This is a genomic window from Mesorhizobium sp. B2-4-14, assembly GCF_006442155.1.
Classification (GTDB): Bacteria; Pseudomonadota; Alphaproteobacteria; order Rhizobiales; family Rhizobiaceae; genus Mesorhizobium.
This window is the reverse complement of the sequence record NZ_VFVA01000006.1, coordinates 29,602-43,758: the sequence shown is the minus strand read 5'-3', so window position 1 is coordinate 43,758 and position 14,157 is coordinate 29,602. Positions and strand designations below refer to the sequence as shown.

Genomic DNA, 14,157 nt, shown 5'->3' with positions numbered 1-14,157 from the left:
CGTCACTTTCGAAAAATGATTAGAGAGGCTGATGCATGGCGTTGAACAGGAACTACATTCTTCTCTTCCTGTTCAGCCTTTTGATGACGATGTCGGGATTGGCATCGATGCCGCCGCTCGACCGCGACGAGCCACGCTTCGTCCAGGCCACCAAACAGATGGTCGAGAGCGGCGACTATGTCGATATCCGCTTTCAGGATGCCTCACGCTACCAGAAGCCGATCGGCATCTACTGGCTGCAATCGGCGGCCGTGGCACTCAGCGGGCAAGGCGCCGGGGCGCCGATCTGGATCTACCGCACGGTCTCCGCGCTTGGCATCGCCATTGCCGTGCTGGCGATTGCATGGACAGGGACCAATCTATTTGGAGCGAGTGCCGGTATTGCCGCCGGCCTGGTGATGGCCGCGATCTTCGCCACCGCTTTCGAAGGCCGCGATGCAAAGACCGATGCGATGCTGCTGGCCTGCTGCGTGGCGGCACAAGGCGCGCTGGCGCAGATCTATCTGGCATCGCGCCGCAACGAACCGGTTGGCGGCCATCTCTGGTGGATCTTCTGGATCGCCCAAGGGGCAGCGATCCTGATCAAGGGCCCGATCGCGCCGCTGCTGTCGGCGCTGACCATCGCGGTGCTGTTCGCCTTCGAGCGTGATGGGCGCTGGCTGTCGAAGCTCAGGGTCGGGCGCGGACTGCTGCTGGTCGTGCTGATCGCGCTGCCTTGGCTCGCCGCGATTACCTGGAAGAGCCACGGCGCCTTCCTGCAGCAGGCGGTCGGCAAGGACATGCTCGGCAAGGTCGCGTCGGGCGAGGAATCGCACGGCCTGCCCCCCGGCTTCTACATGCTGACCTATTCGCTGTTCATGTGGCCGTTCGGCCTGATCGCGGTCGGCGCCGGGCTTCAGGCCCTGAACCGTCTGCGCGACGATATCAGGCTGCGTTTCTGCCTCGCCTGGTATATTCCATTCTGGCTGGTGTTCGAACTGATCCCGACGAAGCTGCCGCATTACGTGCTGCCGGCCTATCCCGGCATGGCGCTGCTGATCGGCTGGTTGCTGACATTGCAACCGCAGGACGCCAATGCACCGCTCAAGCGTTGGCAGCAATGGCTGTGGTGGTCGACCGCGTTTGGTCTGGTGGTGGTCAGCCTCGGCCTTGCCGCGGTCTGCATCGGAGCGCCGATCTACCTTACCCACGCTTTCTCCTGGTGGAGCATTCCGGCGGCAGCCGCCGCGCTCGGCACCGGGTATCTCGCGTTTTCCCGGCAGTTGCAGGTGCCGCTGCCCCGCATCGGCGCCGTCGCGGCTTGTGCCGGCATCACCTATGCCTTGCTGTTCGGGGTCATCGCGCCGTCGCTAAAGCCGATATGGCTGAGCCCGGCGATCAAGGCGGCGGTGCTTGCCAATAAACCTTGCGACACGACGGTGCTGGCCTCGGCGCGCTACCAGGAACCGAGCCTGGTGTTCCTGGTCGGCACGAAAACGGTGCTGACGGATGTCGGCGGCGTTGCGGAACATCTGCTTGCCGACCCTGCCTGCGCGCTGGGGCTGGCGCCGATCGGCGACGAGCAGAAACTCAATGGCATGCTGTCGGTGCGAGGCAAATCGGTGAACCGTGTCGCCAAGATCGATGGCCTCAACTATTCGTCGGGAGACAAACTGTCGCTCGGCCTTTACCGTGTCGCGCAATGACTTCGATGATGGTGTCGAGTTCCCAATGCTCGTAAAATCGCGTCTACCCGTTTCTGGCAAGCTCCTGGGGGTGGGGCGGCGGTCGGTCGACAATTTTCGCGACACGATGCGCATCGCGAAGAGCCGCTTTGCCGCTCGTCCTGCCCGATACCCAGATATAGTGTGGCCGGTTTGGGCAATTGTTTGGGTCTTGCTGACGGCTGCGGCGTTCGTTCGGCTCGACACGCTGGCAGGGCAGATTCATGGCCAGTGGTCGCCCGGCGTCGGCAGGCTTGCGGAATTCCTGACACAGTTCGCGCTCGGTGGCTGGTACCTGATCCCGTCGGCGCTCCTGCTTGTCGCAGCCAACCTGACCGATTGGCGGAGCCTTTCGCGCCGGCGGTTGATGCTCGTCTACAACTGGACCTGCCTGGCGTTTCTCGTGCTCGCCTCGGTCGGCCTGTCCGGCTTGCTGGTGAACGTCCTCAAATATGCGATCGGACGTGCCCGCCCGCTCTATTTCCAGGATTTCGGTGTTCTTGCGCTACATCCTTTTGCCTTCGACGCCCGCTTCGCCGGCTTCCCTTCCGGTCATGCCACGACGATGGGCGCCGTGTTCGGCATCCTGCTGCTCTTGTTTCCGCGGCGCTGGTATATCGCCCTGGCGGTGACGGCCTGCATCGCCTCGACCAGGGTCTTTGTCGGTGCGCACTATCCCAGCGACACGGTGGCCGGCTTCGGCCTCGGCTGCGCCTTCGCGCTTGTCTGCGGGTTGGTTTTTGCCCGCCTCGGCTTCATCTTCCGGCCGGCAGCGACGGGCCTGCCGGTCCGCAAATCGTCATTCCGGCTGGTTGCGCCAGAAAGATAGGCGGTGCCGGGCGCGTGGATGAGCGAAAAGCTTGCCTGATGTGGCCGGCACGCCCGCAAAGCAGATACGGCGAGGCGGACATTGTCCGCCCGCCCATGGAATGACCTGACCTCCTAGCGCAGCCGCTTCGGCCGAGGATCAGACAACTCGCCGGCGAGCCGCCGATCGAGATAGTCGGCACATTCCTCGATCAAAAGGTCTGCGTCATTGGCGAAGAAATGGTTGGCGCCGGGCAAGGTCTTCTGGGTGATGGTGATGCCCTTTTGCGTGTGCAGCTTATCGACCAGGCCTTGCACATCCTTGGGCGGCGCCACTTTGTCGGCATCGCCATGGATGATCAGGCCGGATGACGGGCAGGGCGCCAGGAACGAGAAATCATAGGTGTTCGGCTGCGGCGCGATCGAGATGAAGCCTTCGATCTCGGGCCGGCGCATCAGGAGCTGCATGCCGATCCACGAGCCGAACGAATAACCGGCGACCCAGCAGCTCTTGGAATCCGGATGCAGCGACTGCACCCAGTCGAGAGCGGCGGCCGCGTCAGACAATTCGCCGGTGCCGTGATCGAATTCGCCCTGGCTGCGGCCGATGCCGCGGAAATTGAAGCGCAGCGTGGTGAAATCACGCTTCTGGAACATGTAGAAGAGGTCGTAGACGATCTTGTTGTTCATCGTGCCGCCGAACTGCGGGTGCGGATGCAGGACGATGGCGATCGGCGCGCTCTTTTCCTTGGAGGGCTGATAGCGTCCCTCCAGGCGGCCGGCCGGACCGGTGAAAATGACCTCAGGCATAAAATACTCCACTTGGCATACGAATGCGCGGCGCCCGGAACGTGTCTTCCTCTGGCCTTGACGCAGGGCGAGCGTCTTCTTAGAAGCTAGTTTAGAACTATTCAAAACTAAGTGGCCAGACCTCGAGCCTGGCTACCGCGCCGCAAGCCGCGTAAATAGGACGGCTCGCCTTGGAATTTCAAGGAAATAACGCCATACGACAGCGGAATGGCTTCTGAAGGGACCGACTGGACGAAAATGGCCGCAAAACGCGCCTATCTCGACTACAATGCCAGCACTCCGCTGCTCGCGGCGGCACGCGAGGCTATGGTCGCGGCGCTTGACCTGACCGCCAATCCGTCCTCGGTCCACGCCGAAGGGCGCGCGGCGCGACGCCTGATCGAGACTGCGAGGCGTGAGGTTGCGGCGCTGGTGAATGCCAGGCCCGAGCATGTCGTGTTCACCTCCGGCGCAACCGAAGCGGCCTCGACGCTGCTGACCCCGGACTGGCAGATGGGGCGTGGCAGCGTTCGCATGAGCCGGCTTTACGTGTCGGCGGCCGACCATCCCTGCCTGTTGAATGGCGGGCGCTTCCCGGCAGCGCAGGTGACGCGCATCGGCGTCGATGCCAGTGGCATTGCCGATCTTGTCGCCCTGGCTACCGCGCTTGACGCTCACGACGAGGCCGATGGCCTGCCGCTGGTGGCGATCCATGCCGCTAACAACGAGACCGGCGTCATCCAGCCGATCGATCGTATCGCAGGGATCGTGAAGGCCGCGGGCGGCGTTCTCGTCGTTGATGCGGTTCAGGCCGCGGGCCGTGTTTCAATCGATATGTCAGCGGGTTACGCCGATTATTTGATTCTGTCTTCGCACAAGATCGGTGGCCCCAAGGGCGTTGGGGCCATTGTCGCCGCCGCCGATCTGATGATGCCCAAGCCCCTGATCAACGGTGGAGGCCAGGAAAAGGGCCACCGCGGCGGAACGGAAAACCTCGCCGCCATCGCCGGTTTTGGCGCGGCCGCGCGTGAGGCTTTGGCCGAATTGCAGGCTATGGATGCGGTGCGACAGCGCCGTGACGAGATCGAGGCCATCGTGAAAACGCTGGTGCCCGAGGCGGAAATCTTTGGAACCGGCGCACCAAGGCTTGCCAACACGACATTCTTCGCTATTGCGAACGTCAAGGCGGAAACCGCGCAGATCGCTTTCGATCTGGCCGGTGTGGCGCTGTCGGCCGGCTCCGCCTGCTCGTCGGGCAAGGTCGGGCCGAGCCATGTGCTGAAGGCAATGGGCTACGGCGACAGTCTCGGCGCCTTGCGCGTGTCGATCGGTTCGGCGACGGGCGCCGAGGACATCGAACTGTTCCGCGCCGCGCTGGCGGGGATCGCCGCGCGCCAAGCCGCCAGAGACAAGGCGGATAGGGATAAAGCCGCGTAGCGGTTGGGAGCATCGGACCGAAAAGTGCGTAGCGGTTTTCGGGAAAATCCGATGTTTGGGTAACGTATTCGGGCCTTCGGGCCTGGTAGAGCCGTGCGTTTCATGCTGGCCGGGTGAATTTCCGGTCGAAGCGCACTATATGAAACTTACGCTGCCGCGAATGCCCCTTTTGGTGTCCATTTCGGCGGTGCCATAGTTTGAAAACTGTCGGGCCTTGACCCCGGCGTGGATGGAGAACGCTTATGCCTGCTGTGCAGGAGACGATCGATCGAGTCCGCAAGATCGATGTCGACCAGTATAAATATGGATTCCAGACCGAAATCGCTGTCGACAAGGCCCCCAAGGGCCTGAGCGAAGACATCATCCGTTTCATTTCGGCAAAGAAGGACGAACCGTCCTGGATGCTGGAATGGCGCCTGGAAGCCTATCGCCGCTGGCTGACGCTCGAGGAGCCGACCTGGGCGCGCGTCAACTATCCCAAGATCGATTTCCAGGACATCTATTACTACGCGGCGCCCAAGAGCACGCCCGGCCCGAAGTCGCTGAGCGATGTCGATCCCGAACTGCTGAAGGTCTACGAGAAGCTCGGCATTCCGCTGAAGGAGCAGGAAATCCTGGCTGGCGTCCAGAAGACCGATGCTTCCGAACTCGAGGAAGTCAGCGACAATGTCTATAAATCGGGCCGCGTCGCGGTCGACGCGGTGTTCGATTCCGTCTCGGTCGTCACAACCTTCAAGAAGGAGTTGGCGCAGGCCGGCGTTATCTTCTGCTCGATCTCGGAAGCCATCCGCGAGCACCCCGAACTGGTACAGAAATATCTGGGCTCGGTGGTGCCGACATCCGACAATTTCTACGCCACGCTGAATTCGGCTGTCTTCACCGACGGCTCGTTCGTCTTCGTGCCCAAGGGCGTGCGCTGCCCGATGGAGCTGTCGACTTATTTCCGCATGAACGAGAAGAACACCGGCCAGTTCGAGCGCACGCTGATCATCGCCGAGGAGGGGGCCTACGTCTCCTATCTCGAAGGCTGCACGGCGCCGCAGCGCGACGAGAACCAGCTTCACGCCGCTGTCGTCGAACTGGTGGCGCTCGACGATGCCGAGATCAAATATTCGACCGTGCAGAACTGGTACCCCGGCGATGCCGAGGGCAAGGGCGGCATCTACAATTTCGTCACCAAGCGCGGCGACTGCCGTGGCGACCGTTCGAAGATCTCGTGGACGCAGGTCGAAACCGGCTCGGCCATCACGTGGAAGTATCCGAGCTGCATCCTGCGCGGCGACGATTCCTCGGGCGAATTCTATTCGATTGCGGTGTCGAACGGCTATCAGCAGGTCGACTCGGGCACCAAGATGATCCATCTCGGCAAGAACACGTCGAGCCGCATCATCTCCAAGGGCATCGCCGCCGGCTTCTCCCAGAACACGTATCGCGGCCAGGTCTCGGCGCATCGCAAGGCGACCAACGCCCGCAACTTCACCAACTGCGACTCGCTTTTGATCGGCGACCAGTGCGGCGCCCACACCGTGCCTTACATGGAAGCCAAGAACTCGACGGCGCAGTTCGAGCACGAGGCGACGACCTCGAAGATTTCCGAGGACCAGAAGTTCTACGTCATGCAGCGCGGCATTCCGGAAGAGGAAGCCATCGCGCTGATCGTCAACGGCTTCGTCAAGGACGTCATCCAGCAGCTGCCGATGGAGTTCGCGGTCGAGGCGCAGAAGCTGATCGGCATCTCACTGGAGGGAAGCGTGGGATGACAGGGGAGGCGTGGTTCAGGCCAAAGCGCTTCGGCTACGGCGCAACGCCCGGCAACTGGAAAGGCTGGGCCTTCGTGGTTGTGTTCATCCTCGTGGTTGTCGCGTTGGTGCTGGGCCATATCGCAGCAGCCCTGCCGGCTTGGCTCATTGTCCTCGTTATTCTTGCCCTGACGGGCGCAATCATACCGTTCATCAAAGCCAAAACTGACGGCGAATGACGCTGGCGCTGGCATTGAACGGAAACTTTGTGAAACGGAACGAATATGCTTGAAATCAGAAACCTGCATGCCCGCATCGTCGATGATGGCACCGAAATCATCCGCGGCCTGAACCTGACGGTGAAGGCAGGCGAGGTCGCCGCCATCATGGGCCCGAACGGTTCGGGCAAATCGACGCTGTCCTACATCCTGGCCGGCCGCGAGGACTATGAGGTGACCGAGGGCGACATCCTTTACAACGGCCGGTCGATCCTCGAAATGGACCCGGCCGAGCGCGCCACTTCCGGCATCTTCCTCGCCTTCCAGTATCCGATGGAGATACCGGGCGTGGCGACCATGGAATTCCTGAAAGTGGCGATGAACGAGCAGCGCAAGGCGCGCGGCGAGGAGCCGCTGAAGATCCCGGAATTCCTCAAGCGCGTGAAGGAAGCCGCCGCCTCGCTCAACATGGACATCAACATGCTGAAGCGGCCGCTCAACGTCGGCTTCTCCGGCGGCGAGAAGAAGCGCGCCGAGATTCTGCAGATGAAGCTTCTGGAGCCGAAACTCTGCGTGCTCGACGAGACCGATTCCGGCCTCGACATCGATGCGCTGAAGATCGTGTCCGACGGGGTCAACGCGCTGCGCTCGCCCGACCGGGCCTTTCTGGTCATCACCCATTACCAGCGGCTGCTCGAGCACATCGTGCCGGATACCGTGCACGTGCTGTACAAGGGTCAGGTCATCAAGTCGGGCGACAAGTCGCTCGCACTCGACCTCGAAGCCAACGGCTATGCCGGCGTGATCGGCGAAGCCGCGTGAAATGGCGGAGGCAAGACTGATGAACATGCACGCACAACCGCAGCGGACACCGGCCGAGACAGCGTTGATCGACGCGTTCGGCGATCGGCTGTCGCTGCTGCCGGGTGACGGCGCGGTGATGCTGAAGCGCGACGACGCCATCGAGGCGATCAAGCACGGCCTGCCGACGCGGCGCGTCGAATCCTGGCACTACACCGATCTGCGCCGGTTGTTGAACACGGTTCCGGATTTCGATCCGGCCGCCGCGGCGAAAGCCATTGCGCCAATCGTTGAAGGCTCGACGGTTCTGGCCATGCTGAACGGCGCGTCGAGCGCCAAGGCGCCCGTCGTCGAGGGCGTCAGCGTGCAACGCCTATCGGAAAAGCTGACCGACGGTAGCATTGCGCCGGGCCTCGCTCCTTATGGCAGCGACGACGCTATCGGCGCGCTGAACACGGCCTTTGTCGCCGACGGTTATTTCATCGATATTGCCGACGGCGCCGAGCTGGAAAAGCCGCTCGAATTGCAGAATTTGCAGGCAGGCGGCCAGACCCATGTGCGTTTACCTGTACGCGTCGGCGCTGGCGGCAAGGCAGTTATAGTCGAGCGTCAGGCAGGTGAGGGCGTGGCGCTGGTCAGCTCGGTGAGCCAGCTCGTGCTCGGCGAGGGCGCCGAGGTGACCTGGCTGATCGTGCAGGAGCAGCCGGACACGGCCACGCATCTGGCGCAGTTCAAGGCCCATATCGGCAAGAACGCGAAGCTGACGCTGTTCGTCATGAACGCCGGCGGCAGATTGGTGCGCCAGGAGATCGTGATCAAGACCACCGGCGAGGGCGCCGACTTCAAGTTGCGTGGCATCAATCTGTTGGCGGGCGACACACACACCGATGTGACGATGGTGCTCGACCACGCAGTCCCGCATACGACATCGACGGAAGTGATCCGCAATGTCGTCACCGGCAAAGCGCGCGGTGTCTTCCAGGGCCGCATCAACGTCCATCAATATGCGCAGAAGACCAACGCCAAGATGGCCTGCAACACGCTGCTTCTGTCGGACGATGGCGAGTTCTCGACCAAGCCCGAACTCGAAATCTTCGCCGACGACGTCGTCTGCGGCCACGGCGCGACGGTCACCGAGATCGACCACGACCATCTGTTCTACCTGATGGCGCGCGGCGTCGACGAGAAGACCGCACGGGGCCTTCTGGTGAAAGCGTTCGTCGCCGAGGTGATCGAGGAGATGGATGACGAGACGATCGTCGAGGCGCTGGAAGCGCGGCTCGATGAATGGTTCGTGACACACGGGTAAGCACTCTTCCTTCCCCCTTTGTGGGAGAAGGTGGATTGGCGCGAAGCGCCGAGACGGATGAGAGGTGCTGGACGGAATGAGGCGATGCCTCGGAAGAGCTTATGATGGACCAGAAAGTCGAAACCATCCCCTACGACGTCGAGGCGATCCGCCGCGACTTTCCGATCCTGTCGCGGCAAGTCTATGGCAAGCCTCTTGTCTATCTCGACAATGGCGCCTCGGCGCAGAAGCCGCAGGTGGTGCTGGACACGATCCAGCACGCCTATTCCCAGGAATACGCCAACGTCCATCGCGGCCTGCATTTCCTGTCCAACGCCGCGACCGACGCCTATGAAAAGGCGCGTGAGACGGTGCGCCGTTTCCTCAATGCGCCAAGCACCGACAACATCGTCTTCACCTCGAATACGACCTCGGCGATCAACACGGTGGCTTATGGCTATGGCATGCCCAATATCGGCGAGGGCGACGAAATCGTGCTGTCGATCATGGAGCATCATTCCAACATCGTTCCCTGGCATTTCATCCGCGAACGGCAGGGCGCCAGGCTGGTCTGGGTGCCGGTCGACGATCTCGGTGTCTTCCACATCGAGGAATTCGAAAAGCGGCTGACTAACAGGACAAAGCTTGTCGCCATCACGCAGATGTCGAATGCGTTGGGCACGGTGACGCCGATCAAGGAGATCGTGCGCATCGCGCATGCGCGGGGCATTCCAGTGCTCGTCGACGGCAGCCAGAGCGCCGTGCATATGCCGATCGACGTGCAGGACCTGGATTGCGACTTCTTCGTCTTCACCGGCCACAAGGTCTATGGCCCCTCGGGCATCGGCGTTCTCTACGGCAAGAAGGACATTCTCGGGGGTATGCGCCCCTTCATGGGCGGTGGCGAAATGATCGAGGAGGTGACGGAAGACATCGTCACCTACAACGAGCCGCCGCATCGTTTTGAGGCCGGCACGCCGCCGATTGTGCAGGCGATCGGGCTGGGTGCTGCGCTCGACTACATGGACTCTGTCGGTCGGGAACGCATCGCGGCGCATGAGCAAGACCTCAAGAACTATGCCCATGAACGGCTGCGCGCCATCAATTCGCTGCGCATCTTCGGCGACGCGCCGGGCAAGGGCGCCATCATCTCCTTCGAATTGCAGGGCATTCACGCCCATGACGTGTCGATGGTGATAGACAGGCAGGGTGTGGCAGTGCGCGCCGGTACGCATTGCGCCCAGCCGCTGTTGAAACGCTTTGGCGTAACCTCCACATGCAGGGCATCGTTCGGCATGTATAATACCAGGGCCGAAGTCGACGCTTTGGCCGAGGCGCTTGAAAAAGCGCGCAAGTTTTTCGGGTGACGACCATGGAAGATATCAGCACAGCCACAGAGGCCGCGCCGGAAGCCGGCGTCAATGGCGTCGTCTCCGCCACGGCCATTCCCGCCGACGAACTGGCGCGGCTGACCGACGACATCGTCTCGGCGCTGAAGACCGTCTACGACCCGGAAATCCCGGCCGACATTTACGAGCTCGGCCTCGTCTACAAGATCGACATCGAGGACGACCGCTCGGTCAAGATCGACATGACGCTGACCGCCCCCGGCTGCCCGGTGGCCGGCGAAATGCCCGGTTGGGTGGAAAACGCCGTCGGCGCCGTCGAAGGCGTATCAGGCGTCGAAGTCAACATGACCTTCGACCCGCCATGGACGCCCGACCGCATGTCGGAAGAGGCGCAGGTCGCGGTTGGCTGGTACTAGCGTTGAGCTTGGCACACTTGCACCATGGATAAAACTTCACCATTTTAGGTGAGAATCATTCGGCAGACCTTGAACCTGCACGGAATGGAGAAGGAAAAAGAATGGGACGCTTTGCCGTCATCACCATGACCGAAAAGGCCGCCGAGCGGGTGCGCGAGATCGTCGCCACACGCGAGAAGGCGCATGGCATCCGCCTCGGCATCAAGAAGGGCGGCTGCGCCGGCATGGAATACACGATCGATCTGGTGACCGAGCCCAACGCCAAGGACGACCACATCGAGCGCGACGGCGCACACGTCTATGTCGCGCCGGAAGCGGCGCTGTTCCTGTTCGGCACGCAGATGGATTTCGAGCAGACGACTTTGCGCACCGGCTTCACCTTCCACAATCCGAACCAGAGCTCGGCCTGTGGCTGCGGCGAATCGGTCGAGCTGAAGCCGGCCGACCTGAAGGCGCTGGCAGAGGCGCGCGCCTCCGCCTAAAGCACTTCCTTCGCCCCATTTACGGGGAGGTGAGGAGTGGTCCGCGCAGCGGGCGAAAAGCCAATTGCTTGGCTTTTCGAATGACGAAGGGCCCGAAGGCCGGATGAGGGGCAGCGCCAGCCTCTCCAACATTTGCGCAGTCTGCCTGCCGGCATCTTCGCCCGGTAAATGGGCGAAGAACGTTACGCAACCCACATCCCCACCCGCTTGTGCCAGTCGGCGATCGATTCCTCGGGATAGATGTCGAACGTCTTGTCGCCCTTGCCGACATCAGGCTCTACCCAGCTCGCCTTGTATTTCAGCATCAGGTGCACCTTCTCAGGTGGTTTCGGCAGGTCGCTGTCGATCGCCGAGGCGAAGGGATGCACCAGATCCGGCCATGTCGGATCGTAGAGCCACAACGCCGATCCGCATTTGCGGCAGAAATTGCGTTCCCCCGTCGAGATTTCGCATTGCAAATGCTCGTCATCCTCGATCTCGGCCCGATAGACGCCGAGGCTCCTCTTGCCCCTGATGTTGAGCGTTTTGTAGTCGGCGCCGAGATTGATGGCGAACCCGCCGCCGCCTTGCTGCTTGCGGCAGATCGAGCAGTAGCAGAGCATGAACGGCACGGGCGTATGGCTTTCCACCTCGAAACGCACGGCATTGCAGCGGCAGGATCCCTTGAGCAGAACCGGCATGATAAAAACTCCGACGAAATGTTCCCAGCCCGTCAGCATGATTTGGTTGCGCGATGACAATGTCAAATGCCGATGACATGATCGCGGCATGGACAATGAACGCATCGCCGAACTGTTCGAAGGCCTTGGCCCGGTCAGCATCCGCAGGCTGTTCGGCGGCAAGGGCATCTATTTCGATGGTGTGATCGTCGCCATCGTGCTGCGCGGCGAATTGCTGCTCAAGGCCGACGAGCAAAGCGCGCCCGATTTCGAAGCCGCCGGTTGCCGGCAGTGGACCTATACCGGTTCGCGCCACGGCAAGCTGGTCGCCATGCCTTATTGGAGCATTCCCGACAGCGCTTTTGATGACCCGGACGAAATGACTGTCTGGGCCCGGCGAGCCTATGAGGCCGGGCGGCGCGCGGGCAAGTAGCACGTTGCGGCAGTGCAGGCTTTCTCGGACATGTCGAGGCGCAGAGGGGGGGCGGGAACTCGGCTGATACGTTAATTCTTGCACCGCCTCACATTTGAACCCTACAGCGCCTTGGCGATCTTCGCCGCCAATCTTGCATTGTTCTCGACCAGCGCGATGTTGGTCTTCAGGCTCCGGCCGCCGGTCAGTTCCAGGATTTTTCCCAGCAGGAACGGCGTCACCGCCTTGCCGCTCACGTTGAGCGCCTCGGCGGCCTTCTGTGCTGCTTCGATATAGCCGGCCATCTCTTCCGCCGGGATTTCATGGTTTTCGGGCACCGGGTTGGCGATCAGCACGCCGCCGCCGAGACCGAGCGCTGCCCGCGTCTTGTAGAAATGCGCGATGTCTTCCGGTTTGTGCAAGGTCAACGGCGCGCGGAACGGCGATTGCCGCGACCAGAAGGCCGGCATTGTCTCGCAGCCATGGCCAACCACGGGCACGCCGCGCGTTTCCAGCACCTCAAGCGTTTTTTCGATATCGAGGATGGCCTTGGCGCCGGCCGAGACGACGATGACCGGTGTGCGCGCCAGTTCATCGAGATCGGCGGAAATGTCGAAACTCTTTTCCGCACCTTTGTGCACGCCGCCAATGCCGCCGGTGGCGAACACTTTTATCCCCACCATATGCGCCGCGATCATGGTCGCGGCGACCGTGGTGCCGCCGGTGCGCCCTTGCGCCACTGCAAAGCCGAGGTCGGCGCGCGACAGCTTCATCGCATCGCCGGTCATGGCCAGCGATTCACGCTCGCCGTCGGAAAGACCGATCTTGATGCGGCCGCCAACCACGGCGATCGTGGCGGGCACGGCACCGCCATCGCTGATGATCTTTTCGACATTGGCCGCCATGGCACCGTTGTCGGGGTAGGGCATGCCATGGGTGATGATGGTGCTTTCCAGCGCCACCACGGGACGCCCGGCAGCCAGGGCTTGCGCCACGGGAGCATGGACATCGATGAAGGGGTGGGCGCTCTCTGGGGTCATCTCGAATCTCCAATCGCGGCGCATCCATCAGGACGCGTAAACATCCCTGCGGCGCTGTGAATTTGCCGGTCTCATGCCATTTCCCGCGCATCCGGCACAAGGGCCAGTGCTTCCGCGAAGCTCGCCGCGGTGAATTCTGGCACGGCGTTGGCGCTTTCGATGGCCAGCGTTGCCGCCGCGACGCCTTCGCGCAAGGCCTGGCGCAGTGGCAGACCGCGCAACAGCGCCGCGACCGTCGCACCCGCCAGCGCGTCGCCGGCGCCGGTGACATCGGCGACTTTCCTCGGGGCAGGCGGCAGGATCGAAAACGCGCCTGCTTCATCGAAGCCCAGCACCGGCGCGCTGCCTGCCGTGACCACGCCACTGGCAAGGCCGTTGCATCGCAACCCGTCGATCATCTCTCGCTCGGAGGCACTCGAATTGACGCCAGCCAGTACAACGGCCTCTCGCCGGTTCATGAAGAGTTGCGCCAGTTCGCCGAGCACCGGTATCAGCCGCGTCACCTTGGCCGGCGAAATGGCAATGGCGAAAACCGGTTTGCCGGCAGCAAGTGGTAGCAGCCGCTCCAGAGCCGATGCCGGCAGATTGGCGTCACACAGGATGGCGTCGACGTCGGCGACCACCTCCCGCATCTTGGAGCGCCTGATCTGCTTGGGGAAGGCCAGGTCATAAAGCACCATGTCGGCAAAGCCGACGATCAACTCGCCCTCGCGGTCGATCAACGCCGTGTAGCTCGGCGTGGTGCGGTCGAGGAACACGGCCGACAGGTCCGAAATGCCGGCTTTCGCGATAGCGCGTGACACGGTATCGCCCGCGGCATCGCCGCCGCGGACCGACAGCAGCGAAGCCGAGACACCTCGGCGCACCGTGCTGCGCAACGCGTTGAAGACGCCGCCGCCGACATCCTCGCGCATTGTGCCGGGATTGGACGCCGCTGGCACGTACGGGCCGGCCACCTGGCCACGCCGATCGATATGGGCGCCGCCCACGGCCAGTATCTTCGCGGATTTCACCATG

15 protein-coding genes are annotated in these 14,157 nt (G+C 62.4%); 11 read left to right on the top strand and 4 right to left on the bottom strand.

The window, feature by feature from the left end; genetic code table 11:
• Positions 1-35 precede the first annotated feature (35 nt).
• Together FJ938_RS07715 and FJ938_RS07710 are read left to right on the top strand one after the other, a co-directional pair.
• Complete coding sequence (locus FJ938_RS07715; protein WP_181169031.1) at positions 36-1,685, top strand: glycosyltransferase family 39 protein; 1,650 nt, start codon at positions 36-38, stop codon at positions 1,683-1,685.
• A 190-nt stretch (positions 1,686-1,875) separates the two neighbouring features.
• Positions 1,876-2,532 carry a phosphatase PAP2 family protein gene (locus FJ938_RS07710; RefSeq protein ID WP_246671481.1) on the top strand — a complete coding sequence of 219 codons (657 nt, stop codon included), beginning with the start codon at positions 1,876-1,878 and terminating at the stop codon, positions 2,530-2,532.
• Between the two features lie 113 nt (positions 2,533-2,645).
• Here the strand turns inward: FJ938_RS07710 and FJ938_RS07705 are convergent, their stop codons facing one another.
• The gene (locus FJ938_RS07705) at positions 2,646-3,320 is read right to left on the bottom strand and encodes an alpha/beta hydrolase (RefSeq protein ID WP_027042409.1); all 675 of its coding nucleotides are present in this window, start codon (positions 3,318-3,320) and stop codon (positions 2,646-2,648) included.
• Between the two features lie 237 nt (positions 3,321-3,557).
• On the opposite strand from FJ938_RS07705, the gene FJ938_RS07700 reads away from it, so the two are divergent.
• The 8 genes from FJ938_RS07700 (at position 3,558) to sufA (ending at position 11,029) form a co-directional block, all read left to right on the top strand.
• Positions 3,558-4,736, top strand: a complete 1,179-nt coding sequence (locus FJ938_RS07700) for a cysteine desulfurase family protein (RefSeq protein WP_140692785.1) — start codon at positions 3,558-3,560, stop codon at positions 4,734-4,736.
• A gap of 242 nt (positions 4,737-4,978) precedes the next feature.
• Positions 4,979-6,496 (top strand): Fe-S cluster assembly protein SufB, encoded by a 1,518-nt coding sequence (gene sufB / locus FJ938_RS07695; protein WP_140609433.1) that lies wholly within the window; start codon positions 4,979-4,981, stop codon positions 6,494-6,496.
• Positions 6,493-6,714 carry a hypothetical protein gene (locus tag FJ938_RS07690; protein WP_140692527.1) on the top strand — a complete coding sequence of 74 codons (222 nt, stop codon included), beginning with the start codon at positions 6,493-6,495 and terminating at the stop codon, positions 6,712-6,714. Before sufB ends, FJ938_RS07690 begins: the two co-directional genes overlap by 4 nt.
• A gap of 45 nt (positions 6,715-6,759) precedes the next feature.
• Positions 6,760-7,515 carry a Fe-S cluster assembly ATPase SufC gene (gene sufC, locus FJ938_RS07685; RefSeq protein ID WP_140692524.1) on the top strand — a complete coding sequence of 252 codons (756 nt, stop codon included), beginning with the start codon at positions 6,760-6,762 and terminating at the stop codon, positions 7,513-7,515.
• Positions 7,516-7,534: 19 nt separating this feature from the next.
• The gene (gene sufD, locus FJ938_RS07680) at positions 7,535-8,803 is read left to right on the top strand and encodes a Fe-S cluster assembly protein SufD (protein ID WP_140609425.1); all 1,269 of its coding nucleotides are present in this window, start codon (positions 7,535-7,537) and stop codon (positions 8,801-8,803) included.
• A 104-nt stretch (positions 8,804-8,907) separates the two neighbouring features.
• Positions 8,908-10,149: a cysteine desulfurase gene (locus tag FJ938_RS07675; RefSeq protein WP_140692782.1), complete on the top strand. Its 1,242-nt coding sequence runs from the start codon at positions 8,908-8,910 to the stop codon at positions 10,147-10,149.
• Positions 10,150-10,154: 5 nt separating this feature from the next.
• A complete protein-coding gene (locus FJ938_RS07670; RefSeq protein WP_140609423.1) occupies positions 10,155-10,547 on the top strand; it encodes an SUF system Fe-S cluster assembly protein in 393 nt (130 codons plus the stop codon).
• Between the two features lie 101 nt (positions 10,548-10,648).
• Positions 10,649-11,029, top strand: coding sequence for a Fe-S cluster assembly scaffold SufA (gene sufA / locus FJ938_RS07665; protein WP_140609421.1), 381 nt, complete (start codon positions 10,649-10,651; stop codon positions 11,027-11,029).
• A 182-nt stretch (positions 11,030-11,211) separates the two neighbouring features.
• Here the strand turns inward: sufA and FJ938_RS07660 are convergent, their stop codons facing one another.
• Complete coding sequence (locus FJ938_RS07660) at positions 11,212-11,709, bottom strand: GFA family protein (protein WP_140609419.1); 498 nt, start codon at positions 11,707-11,709, stop codon at positions 11,212-11,214.
• 88 nt (positions 11,710-11,797) lie between these two features.
• Between FJ938_RS07660 and FJ938_RS07655 the strand changes: the two genes are divergently transcribed.
• On the top strand, positions 11,798-12,121 hold the full coding sequence (locus FJ938_RS07655) for a TfoX/Sxy family protein (RefSeq protein WP_140609417.1): 324 nt from the start codon (positions 11,798-11,800) through the stop codon (positions 12,119-12,121).
• Positions 12,122-12,222: 101 nt separating this feature from the next.
• Here FJ938_RS07655 and FJ938_RS07650 read toward each other — a convergent pair whose 3' ends face one another.
• Positions 12,223-13,140: a pseudouridine-5'-phosphate glycosidase gene (locus FJ938_RS07650; protein WP_140609414.1), complete on the bottom strand. Its 918-nt coding sequence runs from the start codon at positions 13,138-13,140 to the stop codon at positions 12,223-12,225.
• A gap of 71 nt (positions 13,141-13,211) precedes the next feature.
• Positions 13,212-14,156, bottom strand: coding sequence for a carbohydrate kinase family protein (locus FJ938_RS07645; RefSeq protein ID WP_140692521.1), 945 nt, complete (start codon positions 14,154-14,156; stop codon positions 13,212-13,214).
• Between the last annotated feature and the right edge of the window lies 1 nt (position 14,157).

Coding starts and splice junctions, on each gene's coding strand:
- FJ938_RS07715 (WP_181169031.1), top strand. CDS start 36: ATGGCGTTGAACAGGAACTACATTCTTCTCTTCCTGTTCAGCCTTTTG.
- FJ938_RS07705 (WP_027042409.1), bottom strand. CDS start 3,320: ATGCCTGAGGTCATTTTCACCGGTCCGGCCGGCCGCCTGGAGGGACGC.
- FJ938_RS07700 (WP_140692785.1), top strand. CDS start 3,558: ATGGCCGCAAAACGCGCCTATCTCGACTACAATGCCAGCACTCCGCTG.
- sufB (WP_140609433.1), top strand. CDS start 4,979: ATGCCTGCTGTGCAGGAGACGATCGATCGAGTCCGCAAGATCGATGTC.
- FJ938_RS07690 (WP_140692527.1), top strand. CDS start 6,493: ATGACAGGGGAGGCGTGGTTCAGGCCAAAGCGCTTCGGCTACGGCGCA.
- sufC (WP_140692524.1), top strand. CDS start 6,760: ATGCTTGAAATCAGAAACCTGCATGCCCGCATCGTCGATGATGGCACC.
- sufD (WP_140609425.1), top strand. CDS start 7,535: ATGAACATGCACGCACAACCGCAGCGGACACCGGCCGAGACAGCGTTG.
- FJ938_RS07675 (WP_140692782.1), top strand. CDS start 8,908: ATGGACCAGAAAGTCGAAACCATCCCCTACGACGTCGAGGCGATCCGC.
- FJ938_RS07670 (WP_140609423.1), top strand. CDS start 10,155: ATGGAAGATATCAGCACAGCCACAGAGGCCGCGCCGGAAGCCGGCGTC.
- sufA (WP_140609421.1), top strand. CDS start 10,649: ATGGGACGCTTTGCCGTCATCACCATGACCGAAAAGGCCGCCGAGCGG.
- FJ938_RS07660 (WP_140609419.1), bottom strand. CDS start 11,709: ATGCCGGTTCTGCTCAAGGGATCCTGCCGCTGCAATGCCGTGCGTTTC.
- FJ938_RS07655 (WP_140609417.1), top strand. CDS start 11,798: ATGGACAATGAACGCATCGCCGAACTGTTCGAAGGCCTTGGCCCGGTC.
- FJ938_RS07650 (WP_140609414.1), bottom strand. CDS start 13,140: ATGACCCCAGAGAGCGCCCACCCCTTCATCGATGTCCATGCTCCCGTG.
- FJ938_RS07645 (WP_140692521.1), bottom strand. CDS start 14,156: ATGGTGAAATCCGCGAAGATACTGGCCGTGGGCGGCGCCCATATCGAT.